This window comes from Paracoccus sp. KKT209 (assembly GCF_055635455.1).
In genome coordinates this window covers 1-22,225 of the sequence record NZ_JBVMWB010000003.1, presented here as the reverse complement: position 1 = coordinate 22,225, position 22,225 = coordinate 1, and the positions used below count along the sequence as shown (strand labels likewise).

The window sequence follows — 22,225 nt, the reverse complement described above, 5'->3', positions numbered from 1 at the left end:
ATTCAACCATCGCCCCTTGTAAGGAGGCACGCAATGCTCATTCGTTTCGGCTTTGAAATCGTCATCAACGCCCCGACCCCGGTTCCGTTGATCCTTGCGCTGTCGCCGCACCCCTCGGTCGCCGGCCGCATCCTCGGCGCGAACAGAATTCTGACAGAACCACAGATGCCAGTGGAAGAGTTCATCGACCCGTTCGGCAATCGCCGGGCACGGCTGGCCCTGCCGGCCGGTCGGTCACGGCTGTGGTCCGATGACGTGATCCAGGTTGACGGGCAGCCTGATGTCTTCGATTGGAACGCCCGCCAGCACCAGATCGCGCACCTTCCCCCCGAGACGCTCCCCTTCCTGACGGCCAGCCGCTATTGCGAATCCGATGTGCTGTCGCAGCAGGCTTGGGATCTCTTCGGAACAACGCGGCCCGGTTGGGCGCGGGTGCAGGCGATCAGCAACTTCGTCCACAACCACCTGACCTTTGGCTACAAGTTCGGCCGCCCTACGAAGACGGCGGTCCATGCGATGTCCGAGGCCACGGGGGTTTGCAGAGATTTTGCGCATCTGGCGATCACACTGTGCCGCGCGATGAACATCCCGGCCCGCTATGCCAGCGGCTACTTAGGCGATATCGGCGTTCCCCCGTCAGGTCCTGGCGACTTCTGTGCCTGGTTCGAGGTTTATCTCGAGGACCGCTGGTACACCTTCGATGCTCGATACAACACTCCGAGGATCGGCCGTGTCTTGATGGTACGTGGCCGCGACGCGGCGGATGGCGCCATGATCACCTCCTTTGGACGCTACACGTTGGAGACGCTCCGGGTCTGGACAGACGAGCTTCCAGAAGGAGCGACGGAGGCGGCCGTGCTGACCCAGCTTGAGCGGCTCCCGGAGGCGCCGGCCCTCACCCTTGCCATGGCTGGCTCCTCCTGATCGGGGTCATGCGTCAGATGCAATTTGCACCTGACGCCTCTGATCCGAGGCAGAACCAAAAAGGCGTCAGCTGGGCGTTGATGATGTAACCGCCCCCCGACGCCATCAGTGTGCCAGAGTGGGTTTGCGAGGATCCACATAAGGGGGGCACATCATCAACGCCCTATCAGCTACTTGCGCATTCGTGACATGAGTTTAGCCTTATCGCCTCCGTTGCTGCGTGAGCGACGTGGCCGGCGCCCTCGGCCGGGTTCGCGGGACGGTCGAATGGATCCGCCCGAACCAGAACGTCCCCTTCTGAATCGAGTGACTGTGCAACGTGAGCAGCGCAGGTTTAACTATCGCTAGCTATCAGGTGCTCTTGCGCCGCATGACGCTCGCGATTTCAGCTTGTAGCTGATGTTGATGATACGGCTTCGATATTCTCGGCAGCTTCAGGACGTCGTTCTCGGGAAGCTCCGCATAGCCGGTGGCCAGCAGGATCGGGAGGTCAGGGTAGAGCCTGCGTGCGGCATGTGCCAGCTGGCCGCCGTTCATCTTCGGCATCGAGAAATCGGTCATGAGCAGGTCGAAGGCCGGCTCTGTCTGCAGGATCTGCAGCGCCTTGGCGCCCGAATAGGCGGGCGTCACGTCGTGGCCGAGGTCTTCCAGCATGTCGACGCTGCTCATCGAAATCAGGGGGTCGTCGTCGACCATCAGGATGCGCAGGGGCCGGCCATTGCCGGTGTCCTGAGCAGGTTCACTGACAGGTTTCTCGCTGATCCCGCTAATGGTGCTTGTTTCAGTGACCGGAAGCCAAAGCTCTGCGGTCGTGCCTTTTCCGAGCTCGCTGGCAAGATGCAGCCTGCCGTTCAGCTGCAGCGCCAAGCCGTGGATCATGGGCAGACCGAGCCCGCTTCCCTTGCCGACGCCCTTGGTCGTGAAGAAGGGCTGGGTCGCCTTCTCAAGCGTTTCTGCGTCCATTCCCTCTCCGGTGTCGGCGATGCTCAGGCAGACATAGCCGCGTGGCGGTGCTTGCGGATCATCCTGCAGGATGCGTTGGTCGACGCTGACCGTGATGACGCCGCCGTTCGGCATCGCGTCCCGCGCATTGAGAACCAGGTTCAACAGGGCCAGGTCGAACTGGTTGTCGTCCACAAGCGCCAAGGGCAGAGGCTGGGCGAGGTTGAACTTCAATTCCACGCCGTCGCCGACCGAGCGGCGCAAGAGGTCTTCGGCACGTTCCACAAGGCGAACCAGGCTGTGCGGCTCAACCGTCAACTCCTGCCGCCGCGCGAAGGCAAGCATCCGTTGCGTCAGCGTCGCGCCGCGCGTTGCGCCCTGGATGGCGCCTTGGATCAGCCGGTGCGCCCTGTCGTCATGCCCGATCCGCTTTTCCAGCAGCTCGAGGTTGGACATGACGGCCGTCAGCAGGTTGTTGAAGTCATGCGCGACCCCGCCTGTCAGCTGGCCCAGTGCTTCCAGCTTCTGGCTTTGACGAAGGGCGGACTGCACTTGGAGCAGATCTTGCTCGCGCGTCTTCGCGTCCGTCATATCCCGCCCGATGGCAATGAAGCTGATCCCGCCAGGATCGGGCACAACGGTCCACTGGAACGGCTTGTACTCGCCTGCTTTGGTGAGCAGGCGGTTTTCGTACTGCACCGAAAGGCCAGTCTCGCCCATCCGCACAAGTGCGGCCGAGGTCGCTTGGATGTCATCACCGTGGATGAGGTCCGAGTAGGGCGTACTGAGCAGTTCGTGCTCGGAGAACCCAAGCAGGCGCGTCCAGGCTGGACTGGCAGCCAGCATCTTCCCGCTATAGTCGGCGTGGGCCAGCATGTCGGCTGACAGTGTCCAGAGCTGGTCGCGCTCGGCGGTGCGGCCGGCAAACGCCCTTGCCTGCGCCCGCTCCTCCGTTACGTCTCGCCCGACACCGTAAAGGCGGTCTCCCCCAGGGTCAGGTGACAGGGTCCAGACAAAGGTGCGCCATGTCCCGTCAGCTGCAAGAAGCCGATCCTCCAGCAACACAGGACGCTGCGTTTCCTTCATCTCGGCCAGAAGCGCCGCGATAGATCCAACCTCCTCCGGATGCAGGATCTCCACATAGGGACGGCTGAGCAGCCATTCCTCGTCATAGCCCAGCACACGGGACCAGGATGGGTTCACCCGGAGCAGCCGTCCGGCGTAGTCGACCACCGCCAACAGGTCGGGGCTCAGCTCCCACAACTGGTCGCGCTCTGCAGTACGCGCCGCAAGTTCTGCATCGCGGGCCCGTTCGGCTGTCACGTCGCGGCCGGTGCAGTAAACGAGACCGTCCTCTGGAACGCCCACCCACGATATCCATTGGTAGCGCCCGTTCTTGCTGCGGAACCTGTTCTGGAAGTGAAGGACGGGCTGTCCTGCCTGCGTGAGGGCGAAGCTCCGCTGCGTCCGTTCCACATCGTCGGGATGGAGCATGTCCCAGATCGACAGATCAGCCAGCTCGGCTTCAGACCAGCCAAGCAGTGCGGACCAGGCAGGGTTGAAGGCTTCCAAACGCCCAGCTGGGTTCAAGGCACCCATCAGATCGGGGGTGATCTGCCAGGTGCGGCCGCGGGCCAGCGTCCGCTCCCTTACCTGCCGCTCCAGGTCAAGGTTGAGCTTACGCAAGGCGGTCTCGCTGGCCTTCAGGTCCGCAACGGCGTTGACGCGTTCGATATGCGCCCAGGACCGTTCGGTCACCTCGTGCATCAGGCTCAGCTCTTCCTCTGTCCAAACCCGCGGCGTCCGGTCATGGACCGCCATCAGCGCGGTCAGGCGCCCTTCCTTGATCAGAGGCACGCAAATCGTGGCGGCGATCCCGATGTTACGGAACGTGGCAGCCTCTTCCGGAGCCAGTTCCTGCAGATTGTCCGCAACGATCAGCGGCTGGCCGGATGTCAGCTTGTGGACGGCAAGCCTGCCGAAATCAGCGAGCTTGTAGTGCCCCACGATGCTGGTTGCCCCTGGCTTGGCCCAATCCCCACGGATCGTGAAGCCGTCCTGATCCGCATCCATGCTGGCGTAAGCACAAACCGAGGCGCCTATGTTCTCGCCCAGCATTCGAGTGGTCACGGTCATGACGGCATTAGGGTCGCTCAATGGGCCGGTGGCCGCATTGAGATCGTCAAGAAAGCGCAGCCGTGCCTCGCTGGCGACGAGGGCGCGTTCGGCCCGGACCTGGGCGGTCGTTTCGACAACCGAACAGAACACGCCGGCAATGCTGCCGGTATCGTCCCGCACCGGAGAGTAGGAGAAGGTGAACCATGCCTGCTCCGGGTATCCCCTACGGTGTACCGCCAGTGGCAGGTTCTCATGGAAGATCGCCTCACCTGCCAGGGCGGCTGCAATCATTGGTCCCACATCAGGCCAGATCTCGCGCCAAACCTCGTCCATTGCCCGGCCCCAGGCTTCCGGGTGTTTTGAGCCCAGGATCTCCGCATAAGCGTCATTGTAGATGAAAGAGCGAGCAGCTCCCCAGGTCACAAACATGGGAAACTTCGAGCTCAGCATGAGCTCGGTGACACTGCGCAGCGACTGCGGCTAGGCTTCACGCGTGCCAAGAGGTGACGTGAGCCAGTCGAACTTTTCCATAAGCGAGGCAACGGTGACCACGCCAGAAACGTCTTTGGCGGCAGAAAGTGTTTGGTTATTCATCTGCAGCCGATCTTCATTGCGTTCACTCTCTGCCGGTGTCGCAGCACATTTATGCAGATAGCGGCAGCAAGTCGAGGCTTGCACTTCAGGCCCTGAAGGAGCCTGACTGGCGGGATGATGGCCTGACGAGGCGCAGCACTTCGTTTTGGTAGAACGACGAGGGATCAAACGAAGCGTGTTTTTCAACAGTATCACCGGACAGCTGCCGCCCGCCTCGCGGTATGATCGGTCTTCTATGCGGGAAATGGCAGTCTTGCGGCAGTACGAGCGTAAATCAATGCCGCGCCGAATGTTATCATTCACCTACCTCGAAGAGCTTGGAAAGAATGATCTCTATGGCTGATCGATGTGACTAATAAATTAAGGTCTGCTTCAGAGGGTGCGAATTTCCTTGTGCGATAGCTAAATAGGCAGATGGATTACCTTGAGGCTGATACACTTGTCAGATGCATCTACACCCAGAGGGGTTTCGCACTTTCCTCTGCCCCCAATAGACAATCCCTTCGCAGCCGCGTTCGCTGTCACCCGCATGCCAATGCTGGTGACGGACCCACACCGGCCGGACAACCCGATCATCTATGTGAATTGTCTGACGTCAGCGCCCATGGAACAGATTAGGCCGATTGCGTGACCAAAATCGACCGCAAGCGCTCCTTCATGTCGGTTGCCCGACCGGATCGCGAGTTGGACGACGGCGAGATGATGTTGCTGCACAGCAAGCTTGAAGGCTGGGCCAAGATGTTTGCGAGATCGAAGGAAAGCGAGTTGGAGGCGCTGATTCCCATCCGCGACGGTGCGCGTCAAGCGGAGGCCGCCGAGAAGCTGGAGGTCAGCCTGTCCACTCTGAAGCAGCGGCTCGACAGCGCGCAGAAGAAGCTTGGGGCCCCTAACGCTCTCAACGCCGTCGCGAGGGCGGTCAGGCAGAACCTGATCTGAAGCAGATAGAGGGTCCGGTTATCAGCTGAACACCTGCGGCATTGGCGGTCGACCTGCGCACACCACCAAGGCCTCTCGATGTTCAGCTCCTTTTGGCCTCAATCGAACTGATACCGTGCACGGGCTTCGGTGAAGGAGATCAGCTTCTCTTGATGAGCGTCCCACAGGTGGAGGTTCATCCCGGCAAGACTCTCGCGGATGGTCAGGCGCTGCGCTTCGGCCAGTTCGCGGTGGTCGCGGATCACATCGGGCAGGCGGTAGAAGGGGATGCGCGAGTAAAGATGATGAACATGGTGGATGCCGATGTTTCCTGACAGCCAACGCAGGGGCTGCGGCAGGACGTAGTGTGAACTGCCGTCGAGAGCCGCATCATGAATTTGCCAGTTCTCGCCTGTGTACCAGTGCGTTTCCTCGAACTGGTGCTGCACGTAAAACAGCCAGACCCCAATCGTCGCTGCAACAATCGTCGTGGGCAGAAAAATCAGCAGCACAGGCAGAAGGCCTCCGAACCACAGGATCAACCCCAGCATGACGCCGATGCTCGCGTTGGTGCCCATTGTCGACATCCAAGAGCGCCGCTCCGATCTCATGGCTCCAATGGGAATGCGGTTTTGCAAGAAGAAGAGATAGCTGGGCCCCAGCACGAACAACACCACGGGATGACGATACAGACGATACCTGAAGCGCCCGCTCGGTGAACGTGCTTGATATTCATCAAGCGTCAGGGTCAGCACGTCTCCGATCCCGCGCTGATCAAGGTTGCCGTGATAAGCATGGTGGATCGCATGGGTGCGTCGCCAGAGTGCATAAGGGGTGAGGGTCAGAACACCCAGTAGACGACCCAGCCAATCCTGCGCACTCCTGTTCGTGAGGAAAGCCCCGTGCCCGCAGTCGTGCTGAATGATGAAGAGCCGCACGAGAAACAAGCCATTGAACATGGCTAAAGCCAATGTCAGCGCCCAGCTGACCGACAGCGCCATCCAAGCCAAAGCCCACAGGATGACGAAGGGCACCAAAGTCACTACCAGTTCAAAAAGGCTCCGGCGGTTGGAAGGCTCGCGATAGCGCGCAAGTATCCTGAGCCATTCGCGCGATGTGCGGGGAGAATGATACTTGTCGAGCATCAAAGCCTATAGCTTAAGGGCCAGTCTCACTCTGGCGGTTAACAGCCTTCCCAGAAGGCAGCGACATGAGCGTCCTGCATGCAATGCAGGGGGAGAACATTTTTGAATGCTCTGCTGACCTCATTAGTTCCGTAGTCAAAGCCCTTTGCGCCGGTGTTGATTGTCGGAAGGCAGCGCATCATGAGACATCGCGAGCAGGTTTCTGGAGGGGGTGCTTGCCAGCACCCTCTCCAGCGCGATGCTCTTTCCTTAAAAGCTACTCTTTAGCTGTGCCAGAAGCACATGGCCCTATGCTCGCTCACGAAGAGCATCAGGTAGGATACTGCCAGAATAAAGAGCGTTTTTCTTGCATCCGCCTACCTTACGGAGCGCAATGCATGACTGTCGCTCGGGGAAACGTTCCAGAAGTCCTGTGCGCCGTCCGTCTTTGCTGCCCGCCACTGTCAGAAAACCTCCATTTTTATGACAGCCCCCTACCTAAATCAGTTTTCTGATTTCCATTATAATATATTGATATAGCCGAAAAATACGAGGGCAGGGGGGCTAGGCTTCGGTCGCTGCGGTGGCAACAGGTACCTAGGCTCCAGACCCATTGATTTTACGCCCTTTGCGTGATTCAGGCCGCCGCAAGGAGACCTGATCGATGAGCAACCTGTTCTGGCTGACCGAGGCGCAGATGGCGCGCCTTCGCCCCTACTTCCCCAAGAGCCATGGCCGTCCCCGAGTTGACGATCTGCGGGTGCTGAGCGGCATTATCTTCATCAATCGCAATGGTTTGAGATGGTGCGATGCGCCGAGTGAATATGGACCTGCCAAGACGCTTTATAATCGCTGGAAGCGCTGGAGTGACAACGGGGTCTTCGCCCGGATCATGGTCGGCCTGGCCGCCGAGAGCACCGATCCGAAGACAATCATGATCGATGCAACCTATCTGAAGGCGCATCGCACGGCTTGCAGCCTGCGGGCCAAAAAGGGGGGCGCAGTCGCCAGATTGGTCGAACGAAAGGCGGCATGAACACCAAGCTGCACGCCGTCACCGATGCGAAAGGCAGACCTATCCGGTTCTTCATGTCGGCAGGACAGGTCAGCGACTACACCGGCGCAGCGGCGCTTCTGGACGGCCTGCCGCAGGCTGATTGGTTCTTGGCGGACCGAGGCTATGATGCTGACTGGCTGCGAAAAGCGTTGCAGGACAGAGGGATAAAAGCTTGTATCCCTAGCCGGAAGTTGCGCAAGAAAACCGTGAAATACGACAAGCGCCGCTACAGAAGGCGCAATCGCATCGAGATCATGTTCGGGCGGCTGAAAGACTGGAGACGTGTCGCCACGCGTTACGACAGGTGCCCGGAGACATACCTCTCCGCAATAGCATTGGCCGCAACCGTCCTATTTTGGCTGTGATCAAGAACGAGTCCTGAGCCTAGCCTTAAGGCCTTGCTAGAAGACGGACGTTATGCCGGAAAAGCAGCGCCAAGGTGCTGTGGCCCAGTTAATCTGCTGCCTGCCGCACAAAGTGGGGGTATCGCAAGCGAGCGCGGAGCCTGAGCCGGCCCGCACTCTCCATCAGGGGCCGTACGGGCCGTTCGCGGTTGAGGTGAAGTGGGAACAGCTGCTATGCAGGACCTTTCTACCGTCGCTGCGGTCGCACGACCGACAGTTGCTGCACCTGTAAGCGTTGCCGAGAAAAGGGACCTTCCCTATCCTGCTCTCAAAACGATCGAAGGGCCGGATGAACGCGCTGACGACGACCGAGGGTCAAAGCAACTTGCCGCGATACTTCGCGCCCGTTTTTGCGAGGTCCCGTGGAATGGAGGCGGGGAGGATTACCTTCGTGCTGCCCGACGGCCGCCGGTTTTGGGCCGAGGGCGTGCAGTCGGGACCCGTAGCGGAGCTGCACGTTCATGATCCCAATCTCTTTGTGCGGCTGATCCGCGAGGGGCAGTTGGGGTTCGCGGAGGCATATCTGGACGGCGGATGGTCGACACCGGATCTACAAGCTTTTATGGATCTTGTTCGCGCCGCTGGCGGCGACATCTACGATGGCTTTCCGGGCATATGGATGCTCCGGCTCCTGGAGCAGGCACGGCACGCGTTCCGCGGCAACACGCGGTCTCAGGCGCGGCGCAACATTGCTGCTCACTACGACCTTGGCAACGATTTCTATCGGCTCTGGCTCGGCGACACGATGACTTATTCTGCAGCAATGTTTGCGACCGGGCAGGAGAGTCTGAAGGCGGCGCAACATGCCAAATACGCGCGCCTGATCGATGAGATGGGTGCCGAGCCGGGCGACCAAGTGCTGGAGATTGGCTGCGGCTGGGGCGGCTTCGCTGAATACGCTGCGGCCGAGCGTGGGCTGCGGATTACTGGGCTCACCATCAGCCAGGCACAGCATGACTACGCACGGGAGCGAATCCGGCGCGCCGGTCTCGACGACCAAGTCGACATCAGGCTCCAAGACTACCGGGACGCGCGCGGCACTTATGACGGCATTGCCTCGATCGAAATGTTCGAGGCTGTGGGTGAGCGCTACTGGCCGGTTTACTTCGACACCGTGCGCGAATGCCTGAAGCCCGGGCGCCGCGCGACATTACAGATCATCACCCTTCCCGACTGCCGCTGGAAGGTCTACCGCGGCGGCGTGGATTTCATCCAAAAATACATCTTCCCAGGGGGCATGCTTCCCTCGCGCAGCGCGCTCCTTACCGAATTCGAGCGAGCTGACTTGAGGTTCGTCCGCTCGGTGGAATTCGGCGACAGCTACAGCCAGACGCTCCGCCACTGGCACGACACGTTCAACGAAAACTGGAGTGAAATCGCCGACCAAGGCTTTGATGAGAGGTTTCGGCGGATGTGGAACTTCTATCTTACCTCCTGTGCCGCGGCCTTTGCGGTCGGGAACTGCGACGTAACGCAGATCACGGTGAAGCGGCCGGCCTGAGATGGCCGCCGCGCGTCGCGTAGGGCGCCGCCACCGCGCTGCCGCTCCTCCGCTGGTCGGAAAGGATCATCGGTGCTACCCCATGGTATTCACCTGCCAGAGTTGAACGTGGCGGTTTGTATATCAACTCGCGAGGACGACGATGCTCAGCCGCCTTTACACCCTCTGGGCAACCCTGCGGACCAGCTTATGGTTTATACCCACGCTCATGGGGGTCGGCGCGATCGGTCTGGCGATCCTGGCCCTCAAGCTTGATGCCCACGTGCCGGAGGAACAGGCGCGGCGATTCTGGCTCCACAGCGGCGGACCTGAGGACGCCCGCAATCTGCTGTCGACCGTCTTTTCCTCGATGGTCACGATGGCGTCACTCGTCATATCGATCACCATGGTGGTGCTGACGCTTGCGGCAAGTCAACTTGGTCCGCGCCTCGTCCGGAATTTCATGGGCGATCTCCGCACACAACTCGTGTTCGGCATCTTCTTGATGACCATCATTTACTGCCTGCTCGTACTTCGCACCCTTAACAGCGGACTGGACGACGCCGCGGTGCCGCACATTGCGGTTACCCTCGGCACTGCGCTGGCCCTGATAAACCTTTTCGCGCTGCTGTTCTTTATTCATGTCCTGGCTCGGTCGATCATTTCCGATACAGCGATCCGGCGTGTCGATCGAGATCTCCGCCACGCGATCTCAAATCTATTGCCGAAGGAGGGCAGAAGGCTCACTGAGCGGCAGTCGGCGGATGATGTGCTTCCCGCAGATTTCGATGAGTGTATGACCTCTTTATGGATGTCCGGTGAAGGCTATGTGCAGGCGATCGAGTATGAGCGGCTTGTTCGCATCGCGAGCCGGCACAAGGCGGTGATCCGCTTGAACTTCCGTGCCGGTCATTTCGTCATTCGTAATTCATACAGGGCCGATATCTATCCAGGGCGCCTGTTGGAGCCAGATCTGGCCACCAAATTGGAGGGCGCGATCCTGATCGGCAACGAGCGCACGCCGGTTCAAGACATAGAATTCGCAATGCGACACCTGGTCGAGATAGCCTTGCGCGCCCTTTCATCTGGCATCAACGATCCCTTCACTGCCATTGCCGTTATCGATCGTTTGGGCGGTGCACTTGGCGAACTGATGCTGCGCGAACTCCAGCCGGAGGTTTTTTGCGATGAGGCCGGTGTCGTGCGCGTCGTCGGTCGTGCTCCAAGCTTCCGGGGCTTCGCGGACGTCGCATTCCACCAGATCCGGCAAGCCGGCGCTACTCATCCTGCGGTTATCAGGCACATGCTCAACATCATTGCGCGGCTCGCGGTCAATGTTCGTTTGTCCAGCCAGCGCACCGCTCTGCTCGACCACGCAGCCATCATCGCTGAAAGCGGTCGCCGCGGAGCGCCGGAGGCCTCTGATATCGCCGATATCGAGCGCAGCCATCGGGCAGCTCAACAGGCGCTAACTATACCGGTGTGCTGAAATACCCGCACCTCGCCGGCAGCTTAGGACGGATGACATTGCCCCCAACTTTTATCCAGCGTGAGCGAGACTCCGGGTTTGGTTTTTGCCTGTTTGGGCGGGTTGGGCAACGGGGGCTGGCGCGGAGCTTTGCGGGTTGCGCAGCGTCAGGCCCCGTTGCGGGGTGAAGGTGTGGGCGAACTCGGCAGGCGTCTGCCAGCCAAGGCGTGAGTGGGGGCGTTCGGTGTTGTAGTCCTTTTGCCAAGCCGTGAGCGTTGCGCGGGCGTGGTTCAGTGACGGGAACAGCGTCTCGTTTAGGAGTTCGTCGCGCAACCGACCATTGAAGCTCTCGATGAAGGCGTTCTGGGTCGGCTTGCCGGGCGCAATATAGTGCCAGTCGAACTTGCGGTCGTCAGCGAAGGTCAGGATCGCGTTCGAGGTGAACTCGGTCCCGTAGCACGTCAGGAACTCTTGGCCGCTTCGGGTTATGGCCGCCTGCGAAGCCCTCAAATCGCGCAGCGGGCGGCCATAACCGGCGCTCAGGTCTCTATGGTGGAATTGCGAACCACACACCACAGAGGAGACCAGCTATGACCAAGGTCGAGCATACTTCGGATGCCCCTGTTCTGGTAGGCATCGACATTTCTAAGCATCGCCATGAGGTGCTGATTGCCATTCCTGGCAAGACGCGGCGGCGACGCTTGACGATCACCAACACTCTTGAATATTTCCAGCGCCTGGTTGCCCTATTGGATGACTACCAACACCCGGTTCAGATCGGCTTCGAAGCCACGGGCAATTATCATCGCGCGCTCATGTATCAGCTCGGCATGGCCGGCTTCGACGTCAAGCTTGTCTCGTCCGTCGCCTTGGCCAGAACCCGCGAAGCATTGCACAACAGTTGGGACAAGAACGACCCCAAAGACGCTCAGGTCATCCTGCACATGCTCCAGATTGGTGCCACTCAGGTCTTTCAAGATCCGCTTCAGGCGGGGATCAACGATATCCAGGAGCTTTCAAAGACGCACGAAGTCGTCTGGAAGGCCAAGACCGAGCTGTGGCATCGTATCTTGGGACATTACCTGCCTCTCTACTTTCCAGAAGCTGCTCGTTTCCAGCGAAGTTCCCGCAGCGACTGGTTTCTCGCCTTTCTTGAGATGTTCCCATCGCCACACCTGATCAGCGCGATGAAGAAGGACGACTTCCTCTCTGCGGCATGGGATGTCGTCGGGAAGAAAGTCTCGAAGACCGCATTGATATCCGACATTTATGAGACAGCACGCTGTTCGGTCGGGCTGCCGGTAGCAGCCGACTCCGACGCGCTGCGGATGTTCCGAATGGTGCTGGCAGAAGGGCGTAGCCTGATCCGCCAGCGCAACGAGATCGAGGCCCGAGCTGTCGAACTGCTCTCTGATCGTCTCGACTACCAACTGCTCACGTCGGTCCCAGGCATCGGCCCGATCAACGCACTCACCATTCTGGCCGAAGCCGGCGACTTGCGGCGCTTCCGGCATCACCGCCAGTTCCTGAAGTTCTGCGGCATGGACCTGGCTACCGTGCAGTCCGGCCTTTTCCGCGGCCGAAGCAGGATCTCGAAGTATGGCAATGCCAGACTGCGCCGAACGCTCTGGATGGCGGGGCAGACGGCCGTGCTCCAGCGCGCCAACAGCTTCCGCGACAAGTTCGAACGCTACATCGCCCAGGACCGACATAATCCCGACTTGCGTCGGAAGGCCTACACAGCCATCGCCGCAAAGATGGCGCGCACCATTCACGCCGTGATCAAATCCGGCGAACCCTATCGCCCCTTCTTCTGTGGGGGCGAGCCCGAGCGGAAGGACCTCTCTCTGGTGAGCCGTGGAGGCAGCTTGCTGACCTCGTAGATAATGTTCGGGCCTTCCGCTTGGGATTTAGGATCTCGTCTTAAGGACGGTGAGGGCAGCAATCGGGCTGACCCTGTGTTCGGCTAATGGGAGAGACCACTTCTTGACGGCGGAGCCCGCTCGGGCAACCATCTTAAGGGCATCCAGTCGCTCGGATGCCACGTGATCTGACGCCTCAAGCAGCCATTTGCTCCTGACCTAGGACGTTGTCACTGACCACCGTGATCGGCTTGCCGCGAGCCTCGAACAGGGCCGCCAACTCCCGCGCCACCCTTGCGCCCGACAGGGACGTGTCAGCGATCAGGGCAAGGCATTCCCGCGTGCAGTCGTCCACCACGGTCAGCACGCGGAAGCGGCGGCCATCGGTCAGCTGGTCGGAGACAAAGTCGAGCGACCAGCGCTGGTTCGGCATCAGCGGCAGCGCCATCGGGGCGCGCGTGCCGATCGCTCGCTTGCGGCCCCCGCGGCGAAGGACATGCAGCCGCTCCTCGCGGTAGATGCGGAACAGGCGCTTGTGGTTCACCTCGTGACCTTCACGGCGCAAGAACACGTGCAGCCGCCGATAGCCGAACCGGCGACGGACCCGCGCCAACTCCTTCAGCCGCTCGCGCAGCACGGAATCATCCTGCCGGATCGCCTTGTAGCGCATGGTCATCCGACAACAGCCGATCACCCGGCACGCCCGCCGCTCGCTCATCCCGTGGCCCGCCACCAGATGCGCGACCGCTTGCCGCATCGCGGCGGGCGCTACCACTTTTTTCCCAGGAGATCCTTCAGACCGGCATTGTCGAGCATCGCATCGGCCAGCAGCCGCTTCAGACAGGCGTTCTCGTCCTCAAGCCCTTTGAGGCGCTTGGCCTCGCTGACATCCATACCGCCATATTTGGCTTTCCATTTGTAGACCGTCGCATCGCTGACGCCGTGCCTGCGGCACAGATCAGCGACGGAAACCCCAGCCTCGTGCTCCTTCAGAATGCCGATGATCTGATCTTCAGTGAACCTGCTGCGCTTCTTCTCTGGTCCTATCGGTTGGGCCAGAGTCTATCTCAAACTGGATTAGGCGGAGGGGGCAACGTCACGGAAAGCCGACTGACGGCAGCGCAGCAAAGCAGCTGCGGCATCTTGCAAGAGCAGCCGTTCGAACACCCTGCCGCAATTGATGCAGCATCACTATTTGCGGCCGGAAAAGCTACCCTTTCGCGACAACGGCGAACACCGAGGCCGCGTGCTTGCCCACGGTCCGCGCGATATCACTCAGCGCCTCGCCAGCCGTGCAACGTTGCCAGAGTTCAGCCTCCTGGTCAGGCGACAGGCGAGTCGAGCGGTTCGTGCCATCGTGGGCCCTTTCAAAACATCTCAGACCAAAGATGTTGCGTCGACCGATCAACCCCACTAGCCCTTCTCAAGACGCCGCCGGAAGCGGGGTAGTCTGGCAACGCAACTGCATGGGTCGACGTTGAAGTCCAGCCTGCACACTGAATCCGGTCCGCTTCCGCAGCGACAGGAAATGGATGGACGCTTGCCATGCCGACACTGACGATCACCCACAAAACGACCTACGCTTACAGGCATCCCGTCATGCTCGGACCGCATCGGCTCATGCTGCGGCCCCGGGAAACCCGGGACCTCAGGCTCATCTCCCTTGAAGTCGATGTCTCACCGCAAGCGGAGCTTGCCTGGTCGCAAGACGTGGCAGGCAATGCGATCGCCTTGGCGAACTTCCAAGGTCGAGCCGACCGTCTGACCATTGGAAGCCGTGCGCAGGTTGAGCTGACTGCCCCCATGTGGCCGATCTACCGGATCGCTGCCGACGCGATCAGTTATCCCTTCCTTTATTCCGACGAAGACTGGACCGATCTCGGCGCCCTGACACGCCCGCACTACGAGGATGATGAGCGCCGCCTCTCGCAATGGGTGGAAGGTTTCGTGTTCCAGCGTCCGACGGACACCTTGTCCCTCCTGAAGGATATCAACGCCGGCATATCCGCTCAGCTGGCTTATGAAAGCCGTGAAAGCGAAGGCACCCAGTCTCCACTCCAGACATTGTCACGCGGACGAGGGTCATGCCGCGATTGGGCCGTCCTGCTCGCGGAAAGCGCTCGCCACCTAGGGCTTGGGGCGCGTCTTGTCTCCGGCTATCTCTTCGATCCCGAGCACTCGCTCGTAGGCTCCACCGATTCTGGATCAACGCATGCCTGGGTGGAGATCTACCTTCCAGGCGCAGGATGGATCACCTTCGACCCGACCAATCGAAGCGTGGGGTCAGGCAACCTCGTTCCTGTCGCTGTCGCCCGCGATATCCGCCATGCCGTTCCTGTAACGGGGAGCTTTGGCGGCCCATCTGACGCCCTGATTGACATGAGGGTGGAGGTCGGCGTGTCTAGCTTGACCACGTCATAGCATCGTGACCCGGCATACTTACGAAGCTTGTGACCAAAGTAAACACTGGTGCGTTGCCATGCCTCGACTGTGTCAGAAGATCAGGCGCGCGGCGGCCTCCGCGAAGGTTGGTCATGATGACAAACGCAATTTACCCGCGCTGCACTGGGCGTGAACCCGCGTTCCAGGCTTGATCCCAATCCAGATCAAGACAAAGCGTTGTTCCGGCCTTCGACACCGGCCAGGTGAGTTGTCCGCCCAACTGTTCCGCAAGTGCCTCGATGAGCTTCATGCCGGTGCCAGAGCCCGCTGGAGCTGCTTGGGGAGTGGGGTAAAGACCTTTGCCGTTGTCGTGCAGGCATACGTGCAGGCGGCGGTCGGTTGCCTTCACCGAGACCGAGATTGTGCCTCCATTGTCGCCGAACGCGTATTTGAGACTGTTGGTGACGAACTCGTTGGCGATCAGCCCAAGGGGAACGGCACCGTCCGCGGCGAGGTCAACATCGGCGATGTCGAACTCGAGCGCGATCCTGTCCGCCCCATGCTCGTGCAGAGGGCATAGACCCTGGACGAGTTGGGACAGAAAGGGACGCAGCGGCAACTGGTTAGTTGCCCCGTTCCTGTAGAGCTGCTCGTGAACCAGGCGCAGGGTATCGATGCGCTCGGCCACGGCGTTCAGCTCCGCTCGCGCTTCATCAGATTCAGTCTGACGTGCCCGCGCCCTGACCAGGCTGACCACGATGCTGATGTGGTTCTTGACCCGGTGTTGCAGTTCCTGCATCAGCCGCTGGTTTGTCTCCGCAGCCCGCTGGAGGCTCTGCATCTTGTGCAGCCGATCGATCACCGGGCCAAGGACTGTCGCGTAGGTCCGCAGGAACTGGATGTCCCTGTCGCCGAACTTGCGCAGCTCCCGGCTGTCGACCTGCAGCAGACCGTATGGTTTCTCCCCCGGAAGGAAGATCGGCACGTTCACCAACGACACCACCCCATGGTCGATCAGGAAGTCGGCGAACTCGAACCGGTTCTCGTCCTGGATGTTGCGGGAGACGACGGGTTCCTGGCGTTCCAGTGCGTAGGTCTCAGATGAGCGCTCCGAAAAGTGCAGGCGCTCCCTTCCGACGATCCCCGGCTTCCAGCCGACGCCGGCCCTGACCAGCGCTGACCTGCCGCCCTCTTCGACCTCCAGGACCTTTGCGAGGTCGGCGTTGAGCGCCTCCGCGACCAGACGGCATCCCTCATGCAGCACCTCGTCGAGGCTGTCACTGCGGAGCACAAACTCGCCAAAGTCCGCAAGCACCTTCTGCCGGATCTGCATCTCTTCGACGTTCAATGAAAAGCCTCCTCGCGGAATCTGCCGGATCTCCGCCAATTGCACATGAGCAATCAGCCTTGGTCGCCCCACGCGTGCATTAGGCTCAGTAGCGCGGGGCCATGCAATGCACAACCTCCGGATGCTCTGCCTCGTGGTCGGGAGGGCCACGCCCGTGAGATGGCATAAGGAAAAGCCGCACAGCGGCATGGAGCTAGTGCTCCTGTAAGACGCCGCCAGCTTAGGCCCCCCTTTGCTGAGGGGGGACCCCCACATTTGGCCTCTTGCGGGAGCAAACCGTTATCGAGCCGGATGAGAAGCAAGGCGAATACGGGGAGACAAATCTTGTGGAGACATATGATAATGCAGTTCCGTGTGCAGAGCGAGACGTGTTCCTGTTGAAGCTCGCCAGAGCAAAGCATCGCCGGGAGTCGCCTCCTGATGAAGGAAGCTGCGGCTCAAGCTGCAGTTGGCCAGGATCTTGCCGCCCGTGCCAGGCGCCGCGTGCGGGTGGCTCGTCAGCCGCTCCTGGCTCTTGATCAGGGCCGACTGAACGGATGCAGCTGCGAGCTTGATCGCTAACGCTCTTCATCAAGCAGTTCGGGCACCTTTTCACCATGAGTGGCGAAGGTGGCCAGCTTCAATGCTCCGCGCCGGGACACACTCTGGCTCCTGCCGCTAGGCGAAGTGCCGCTGGATCAAAATGCGGACATGAGCGTCCGACATAGTTGTAAGGAAGCAGCAGAAGCTAGGACATGAAGTCGTTCATTTGGGCCGGCTGACGGCGTGCTTGGGTTCTCCAAAGAGAATGACCTCATATCCTGACCAGCCATTGCTCTCTCACTTCGTCAGGCCCCAGAACCGGGCGATGTGCCGCGTCGAAGAAATGCCGACCTCCAGCATGTATTTGCCCGCTTCTCCCAAACCCTCGGCTCCCTCCGCACTGATCGGCGTACCGTGGCCCATGGCGGTGATGATGTATTCTTCGATCACCGGCTGCCCCGCATCGTCACACCATACTCTATGGGGGAAGCCGTCCACCTCCTCCAGCCGTGTCGGCGGACCTTCGACATCGTGGATCTTCTGCCATTGCCGGACGATGGAGTCCGCATTGGAGCTGTCAACTGTCTTGTCATTGTCGCCATGCCAGACCGAGATCGTGGGCCAGCGTCCGGTGAAGTCCGACGCATCGCGCACAAGCGCGTCCAAGATGCGATCCGACGGCCCGCCATAGCCCTTCATGCGAACAAGCGCCTCCACCAGGTTTCCCGCGCTGCGGTAGGGCAATCCCGCGATGATCGCGCCTCCGGCGAAGACCTCCGGGTAAGTCGCCAGCATCACGGATGTCATGGCACCTCCCGAGGACATGCCCGTAATGAAGATCCGCGATGGGTCTACGGCATGATCATCGACCACTTGCTTGATCATCTGAAAAATGGAGAGCGGCTCGCCGCGGCCGCGGTGGATATCGCCGGACTTGAACCAGTTGAAGCTGCCAAGGGCGTTGTTCGACTTGCGCTGCCCTGGAAAAAGAAGCGCAATCCCGCACTCGTCGGCGAGCGTGGACCATCCTGATCCAAGATCATAGCTCTCTGCGGATTGGGTGCTGCCATGAAGCACGACCACAAGAGGACCGTTCTTCGGGAAGTTCTTTGGGATATAGGTGTCCGCGCTCAGGGAGCCGGGATCGGTTCCGAAACCGTTAAGAGCAGTCAGCCGGCCATGGGCACCTGAAGTTAACGACATGCGGACTCCTTGTTATCAACCCGAACGTTGACCAGCACAGGAATACACTGGCACTGGTGGCAGTTCCCGTTGGTGCCACCAGTGAGGCTGCTTTCGTAGCGATTAGCAGCTAGGTCGGCGATGTTGCGCAAATCAGCCCCGAGCATGACTGCCCCCTTTCCCGCCATTCTTCAGCGGACTGCTTCGATCTCGGCCCTGCCAAGGGCCGAGAAGCGGTTCATGATGGCGATGCGGATCTGGATTTCGGCGGTCTGGCGGGCGGGGTCTCGTGACATGATCCTCTCGCCGAAGAGCTTCAGGCAGTTCATCAAAGCTTCGACCCGACTTCGGGCGTGATAGCCGGTCCACTTCTTCCAGAGCGCCCGGCCCAAGCGCCTGGTTGCCCGCAGGATCTCATTTCGCGCGGCAGCAGCGGGACAGTCTTCTTTCCAGGCGCGGCCATTGCGCCGGATCGGTATGACGGCATCCGCGCCTCGGTCGATGATCGCGCCATGGCATCGTCGTGTATCGTAAGCACCATCTGCGGTGACCGTGCCGATCGTCTCTTCCGGCGGGATCTGCGCCAGAAGCTCCGGCAGCAGCGGGCTGTCGCCTTGGCGGCTCGAGGTCAACTCGACCGCGCGCACATCCCCGGTGCCCGCGTCCATGGCGAGGTGGACCTTTCTCCATTGCCTCCGGCGTGACGGGCCATGTTTGCGGGTCTGCCACTCGCCGTCCCCGCGGAACTTGATACCGGTGCTGTCGATCAACAGGTTCAGGGGCTGCCCGGACGCGCGATACGGGACCTGCACCGCGATCCGCGCCTGCCGGCGGCACAGCGTCGAATAGTCCGGAACCGGCCAATCAAGCCCCGCCATCTGGATCAGGCTTTCAACCAGCCCGACCGTCTGCCGGAGCGGAAGCCCAAAAAGCACTTTCAGGGTCAAGCAGGTCTGGATGGCAGCGTCCGAGAAGGTCTCGGGTCGCCCGCGCTTGCCGGTCTTGTCGGCGTGCCAGACCGTCTCGGGATCGAACCAGACCGACAGCGAGCCGCGCTTGCGCAGCGCCGCATTGTAGTCTGACCAGTTCGTCGTGCAGTAGCGGATCGGGGAAGGCTTCGGCATGCCCTCGACCTAACCCTCAGGACGCGCTCAGTGAATCCCCCTCACTGAGATGTGCAACAAGGTCGTCAGACCAGCTTGTCGAGGTTCTGGGTCGCGCCTTGTCTCCCGGGGTCAATGACCCGCATACCGCCATGCTTTGCCTGAACTGGCTGCGGGCCGGTCTGGTGGCTTTCGCCTGCCGCCCTCCGGCGCAGCCGGCGACGGCCGATGATCCGGTCCTCTACCGGCGTGTGACTTTTGAAGACATGTTGAACCGGTCCTTCGACAGAATGCGTCAGTATGTGTCAACCGACCGCAACGCGACGTTGCATGCGCTCGACGTCCTTGCGGACATTGCCCTGGTCACCGTGCGCCCGGCTATGGCCGGTGCATGCGTGCAGCAAATGCGCCGCTTGGCGGCATCAGCGAAAGAGGTCCTTGGCGAGGTGACCGCGCGCGAGGAGATCGAGGCAAAGGTGGCAACCGCAATCCAAGCAGTTGCCTCCCGTTGATCGCAAGAGTTCCTCGCAGAGGCCGCAAGGCTGATCGACCCCTCGCGGCGGTGCAAGCAGCGGCAATGCGGCGCGACCGAGGTCGCGGCCGCTCAGCCTGCGGGTTGCGGAGTGCCGCTCGTCGCGCCAAAGACCTGCCCGGTTGAATAGCTGAGGGCGGGATCCGCCAGCGCGACGTAGAGCGGCGCCAGTTCGACCGGCTGTCTGGCCCGTCCGGCGGGGGTATCTGCGCCGAAATGGACGAGGTTCTCGGGCGGCTGCCCTTTTGCGACCTGCAGTGGCGTCCAGATGGGACCCGGCGTCACGGCGTTCACGCGAATGCCGCGCGAGGCAAGCTCGTTTGCCATGCTCGTGGTAAAGCTCAGGATCGCCGACTTTGTCATCGCGTAGTCGATAAGGATTTCTGGCGCAACCGCAGCGACCGTGCTTGACGTGTTGATGATCGAGGCGCCTGGATTGAGATGCGGCAGAGCTGCCTTGGTCAGCCAGAACATCGCATTAAGATTGGTCTTCATGGTCTGGTCGAACCGTTCATCCGACAGTTCCAGCCCTGGCACCCACTGCTGGTAGGCTGCGTTGTTCACGAGGATGTTGAGGACGCCGAACGCCTGCACGACCTTTTCAGGAAGGCCCTTGGTATAGTCCTCGCGCAGGTCTCCGGGGAACGCGGCAAATTTGCGGGCCTGGCTTTCCACCACCCGCTTGACCTCCTGGGCATCGGGCTCTTCCACTGCAAGATAGGCAATGGCGACGTCGGCGCCTTCCTTGGCAAATGCGATTGCCGTGGCTCGGCCGATTCCGCTGTCGCCGCCGGTGATGAGGGCCCGCTTGCCGCGAAGCCGGCCGGTGCCTTACTAGGACTCCTCGCCATAGGCGGGGCGCGGGTCCATCTTAGGGGCCAGACCCGGCCAAGGCTGCTCCTGCTTCGGATAGGGCGGCTTCGGGAAATCAGCAGCCCGCCGCGTCAGGGTTCACCGCCGCTGTCAGCTTGGTTGCTCAGTGCGAAGGCCGTTTCGGTCGCAGTCGCGGCTCCCACCATCGCGGCTCCGGCCAAGAGGGCACGACAGGTCGGTTCGACTACGGCTATGGGTATCTCTCTGTCGCCGACATCGGCTGTCCGGAGACGGAGGCGTGCGAGGCTTCCAAAGCAGATATCCGCCGATACATATCCTCGAAGCCACTGTTGAACCCAGACATGGCGGTAATGCTCCTCGCAATCTGTGTTTCGATCGTCACGGCATCATTCACCACCGGTTTCCGCAGCTGGTTCATGATGCCGATGCAAGTAGGGCCATCGGCATCATGGGGCATCCTGAGAGGCGAACGGCTTACGGCTATTCGGCCGCCCAATCCTGGATCGCATGACCAACATGACCTGGTACCTCGAACACCGCCGCGTGCGAACCGCCGGGGATGATCGCCAGGTCGGAGCCGGGGATCTGATCGGCCATGTCGCGGGCAACCTGCACGGGATAAAGGGAATCCTCCAGCCCCACGACGACCAAGGTCGGCACATCGATGCTTGAGAGCATGTCGGTGAAATCAGGGCGTTCGGCCAGGGCGACGGCGCCGCCGATGAAGCCGTCGACGCTGGTTTCCTTCATGATGGCGGTCAGATAGTTAGACACGGCCGGTTCGTTCAAGCGCGTCTCTCCCGTTAGCATGTCCGGCAGCAGAGTGGCGATGATTGGCTCCTTTCCCGCATTGCGGGCGACCTCTGCCGTTCCGGTCCACAGCCCAGCCTCTGCGGGCGAGGCGGCGGCGGCATTGGTGTCGATCAGCACCATGCCTTCGAAACTTTCCGGTGATTTCTCGTACATTGACAAGGTAATAGGACCGCCCATCGACATGCCGCCCACCGTTGCCGTCTCAAAGCCCACGTGTTCCATCACAGCAAGTGCGTCATCGGCATAGGTCTGGATGCTGTCGGGAACACCGGGCGCCTCGCTCTGGCCATAGCCGCGATGATCGACCGTAAGCACGGTGAAGTCGTTCTGCAGCGTATCGCGAACCCGGGCAAAGAGGGCGCCCGACAGCGGGTAACCGTGGAGCAGCACCATAGGAGGGCCGTCTCCTGCCACCTCATAGAAAATACGTGCGCCATCTTCGGTTTCAAAGAACTCTCCCACCCGTTCTGCAGGTGCCTGCAGCGCGTCGATCGCCGGGACCTCCAGCGCCTCCGTCACCAGGGCCGGGTCAGCTTGCGTACTATCCGTTTGCGCGGCTGCGGGGGTTGCGGCAAGCGCCGCAAGTCCGATCGTGCAGCAAATCAATGTGTGGTGCGGCAT

General features: G+C 60.9%; 15 protein-coding genes and 3 pseudogenes. 8 read left to right on the top strand and 10 right to left on the bottom strand.

Going from position 1 to position 22,225, the window contains the following annotated elements; all coding sequences use genetic code 11:
* Positions 1-33: 33 nt before the first annotated feature.
* Positions 34-924: a transglutaminase-like domain-containing protein gene (locus ACZ2G3_RS17980; RefSeq protein WP_470399903.1), complete on the top strand. Its 891-nt coding sequence runs from the start codon at positions 34-36 to the stop codon at positions 922-924.
* Positions 925-1,275: 351 nt separating this feature from the next.
* Here the strand turns inward: ACZ2G3_RS17980 and ACZ2G3_RS17975 are convergent, their stop codons facing one another.
* Positions 1,276-4,413 carry a PAS domain S-box protein gene (locus tag ACZ2G3_RS17975; protein ID WP_470399901.1) on the bottom strand — a complete coding sequence of 1,046 codons (3,138 nt, stop codon included), beginning with the start codon at positions 4,411-4,413 and terminating at the stop codon, positions 1,276-1,278.
* Between the two features lie 51 nt (positions 4,414-4,464).
* Positions 4,465-4,764, bottom strand: a complete 300-nt coding sequence (locus ACZ2G3_RS17970) for a hypothetical protein (protein WP_470399899.1) — start codon at positions 4,762-4,764, stop codon at positions 4,465-4,467.
* A 441-nt stretch (positions 4,765-5,205) separates the two neighbouring features.
* On the opposite strand from ACZ2G3_RS17970, the gene ACZ2G3_RS17965 reads away from it, so the two are divergent.
* Positions 5,206-5,514, top strand: a complete 309-nt coding sequence (locus ACZ2G3_RS17965) for a helix-turn-helix domain-containing protein (protein WP_470399897.1) — start codon at positions 5,206-5,208, stop codon at positions 5,512-5,514.
* A gap of 98 nt (positions 5,515-5,612) precedes the next feature.
* On the opposite strand, the gene ACZ2G3_RS17960 is transcribed toward ACZ2G3_RS17965, so the two are convergent.
* Positions 5,613-6,638, bottom strand: coding sequence for a fatty acid desaturase (locus ACZ2G3_RS17960; protein WP_470399896.1), 1,026 nt, complete (start codon positions 6,636-6,638; stop codon positions 5,613-5,615).
* A 643-nt stretch (positions 6,639-7,281) separates the two neighbouring features.
* On the opposite strand from ACZ2G3_RS17960, the gene ACZ2G3_RS17955 reads away from it, so the two are divergent.
* The 3 genes from ACZ2G3_RS17955 to ACZ2G3_RS17945 all read left to right on the top strand — a co-directional run bounded on the left by ACZ2G3_RS17955 (position 7,282) and on the right by ACZ2G3_RS17945 (position 11,047).
* Positions 7,282-8,039 (top strand): IS5 family transposase gene (locus tag ACZ2G3_RS17955; RefSeq protein ID WP_470395968.1). Its coding sequence is split into 2 segments (ribosomal slippage): positions 7,282-7,603 and positions 7,603-8,039, totalling 759 coding nucleotides; the frame shifts between segments, so codons are not numbered across the junction.
* Positions 8,040-8,367: 328 nt separating this feature from the next.
* Positions 8,368-9,579: a class I SAM-dependent methyltransferase gene (locus ACZ2G3_RS17950; protein ID WP_470399894.1), complete on the top strand. Its 1,212-nt coding sequence runs from the start codon at positions 8,368-8,370 to the stop codon at positions 9,577-9,579.
* 142 nt (positions 9,580-9,721) lie between these two features.
* On the top strand, positions 9,722-11,047 hold the full coding sequence (locus ACZ2G3_RS17945) for a DUF2254 domain-containing protein (RefSeq protein WP_470399892.1): 1,326 nt from the start codon (positions 9,722-9,724) through the stop codon (positions 11,045-11,047).
* Positions 11,048-11,098: 51 nt separating this feature from the next.
* On the opposite strand, the pseudogene ACZ2G3_RS17940 reads toward ACZ2G3_RS17945, so the two are convergent.
* A pseudogene (locus tag ACZ2G3_RS17940) lies at positions 11,099-11,479 on the bottom strand (integrase core domain-containing protein); the annotation flags it as partial.
* Positions 11,480-11,616: 137 nt separating this feature from the next.
* On the opposite strand from ACZ2G3_RS17940, the pseudogene ACZ2G3_RS17935 reads away from it, so the two are divergent.
* Positions 11,617-12,880: pseudogene (locus ACZ2G3_RS17935) on the top strand (IS110 family RNA-guided transposase).
* A 234-nt stretch (positions 12,881-13,114) separates the two neighbouring features.
* On the opposite strand, the pseudogene ACZ2G3_RS17930 reads toward ACZ2G3_RS17935, so the two are convergent.
* Positions 13,115-13,935, bottom strand: a pseudogene (locus ACZ2G3_RS17930) (IS3 family transposase); the annotation flags it as partial.
* Positions 13,936-14,433: 498 nt separating this feature from the next.
* Between ACZ2G3_RS17930 and ACZ2G3_RS17925 the strand changes: the two are divergent.
* On the top strand, positions 14,434-15,309 hold the full coding sequence (locus ACZ2G3_RS17925) for a transglutaminase family protein (protein ID WP_470399890.1): 876 nt from the start codon (positions 14,434-14,436) through the stop codon (positions 15,307-15,309).
* A gap of 130 nt (positions 15,310-15,439) precedes the next feature.
* Here ACZ2G3_RS17925 and ACZ2G3_RS17920 read toward each other — a convergent pair whose 3' ends face one another.
* The 3 genes from ACZ2G3_RS17920 to ACZ2G3_RS17910 all read right to left on the bottom strand — a co-directional run bounded on the left by ACZ2G3_RS17920 (position 15,440) and on the right by ACZ2G3_RS17910 (position 19,446).
* The gene (locus ACZ2G3_RS17920) at positions 15,440-16,618 is read right to left on the bottom strand and encodes a sensor histidine kinase (RefSeq protein WP_470399888.1); all 1,179 of its coding nucleotides are present in this window, start codon (positions 16,616-16,618) and stop codon (positions 15,440-15,442) included.
* Positions 16,619-17,437: 819 nt separating this feature from the next.
* On the bottom strand, positions 17,438-18,343 hold the full coding sequence (locus ACZ2G3_RS17915) for an extracellular catalytic domain type 1 short-chain-length polyhydroxyalkanoate depolymerase (protein ID WP_470399886.1): 906 nt from the start codon (positions 18,341-18,343) through the stop codon (positions 17,438-17,440).
* Positions 18,344-18,513: 170 nt separating this feature from the next.
* Complete coding sequence (locus ACZ2G3_RS17910) at positions 18,514-19,446, bottom strand: IS5 family transposase (RefSeq protein WP_470395316.1); 933 nt, start codon at positions 19,444-19,446, stop codon at positions 18,514-18,516.
* Here ACZ2G3_RS17910 and ACZ2G3_RS17905 point away from each other — a divergent pair.
* Positions 19,401-19,937, top strand: a complete 537-nt coding sequence (locus tag ACZ2G3_RS17905; RefSeq protein WP_470400014.1) for a DUF2254 family protein — start codon at positions 19,401-19,403, stop codon at positions 19,935-19,937. The genes ACZ2G3_RS17910 and ACZ2G3_RS17905 overlap by 46 nt on opposite strands.
* A gap of 92 nt (positions 19,938-20,029) precedes the next feature.
* On the opposite strand, the gene ACZ2G3_RS17900 is transcribed toward ACZ2G3_RS17905, so the two are convergent.
* Both ACZ2G3_RS17900 and ACZ2G3_RS17895 read right to left on the bottom strand, forming a co-directional pair.
* Positions 20,030-20,716, bottom strand: coding sequence for an SDR family oxidoreductase (locus ACZ2G3_RS17900; protein WP_470400013.1), 687 nt, complete (start codon positions 20,714-20,716; stop codon positions 20,030-20,032).
* A gap of 555 nt (positions 20,717-21,271) precedes the next feature.
* Complete coding sequence (locus ACZ2G3_RS17895; protein WP_470399884.1) at positions 21,272-22,225, bottom strand: alpha/beta fold hydrolase; 954 nt, start codon at positions 22,223-22,225, stop codon at positions 21,272-21,274.

Excerpts from the sequence above, each read along its gene's own strand:
- ACZ2G3_RS17960 (WP_470399896.1), bottom strand. The coding sequence starts at position 6,638 with ATGCTCGACAAGTATCATTCTCCCCGCACATCGCGCGAATGGCTCAGG.
- ACZ2G3_RS17975 (WP_470399901.1), bottom strand. The coding sequence starts at position 4,413 with ATGTTTGTGACCTGGGGAGCTGCTCGCTCTTTCATCTACAATGACGCT.
- ACZ2G3_RS17915 (WP_470399886.1), bottom strand. The coding sequence starts at position 18,343 with ATGTCGTTAACTTCAGGTGCCCATGGCCGGCTGACTGCTCTTAACGGT.
- ACZ2G3_RS17910 (WP_470395316.1), bottom strand. The coding sequence starts at position 19,446 with ATGCCGAAGCCTTCCCCGATCCGCTACTGCACGACGAACTGGTCAGAC.
- ACZ2G3_RS17925 (WP_470399890.1), top strand. The coding sequence starts at position 14,434 with ATGCCGACACTGACGATCACCCACAAAACGACCTACGCTTACAGGCAT.
- ACZ2G3_RS17980 (WP_470399903.1), top strand. The coding sequence starts at position 34 with ATGCTCATTCGTTTCGGCTTTGAAATCGTCATCAACGCCCCGACCCCG.
- ACZ2G3_RS17945 (WP_470399892.1), top strand. The coding sequence starts at position 9,722 with ATGCTCAGCCGCCTTTACACCCTCTGGGCAACCCTGCGGACCAGCTTA.
- ACZ2G3_RS17950 (WP_470399894.1), top strand. The coding sequence starts at position 8,368 with ATGAACGCGCTGACGACGACCGAGGGTCAAAGCAACTTGCCGCGATAC.
- ACZ2G3_RS17895 (WP_470399884.1), bottom strand. The coding sequence starts at position 22,225 with ATGCCGCACCACACATTGATTTGCTGCACGATCGGACTTGCGGCGCTT.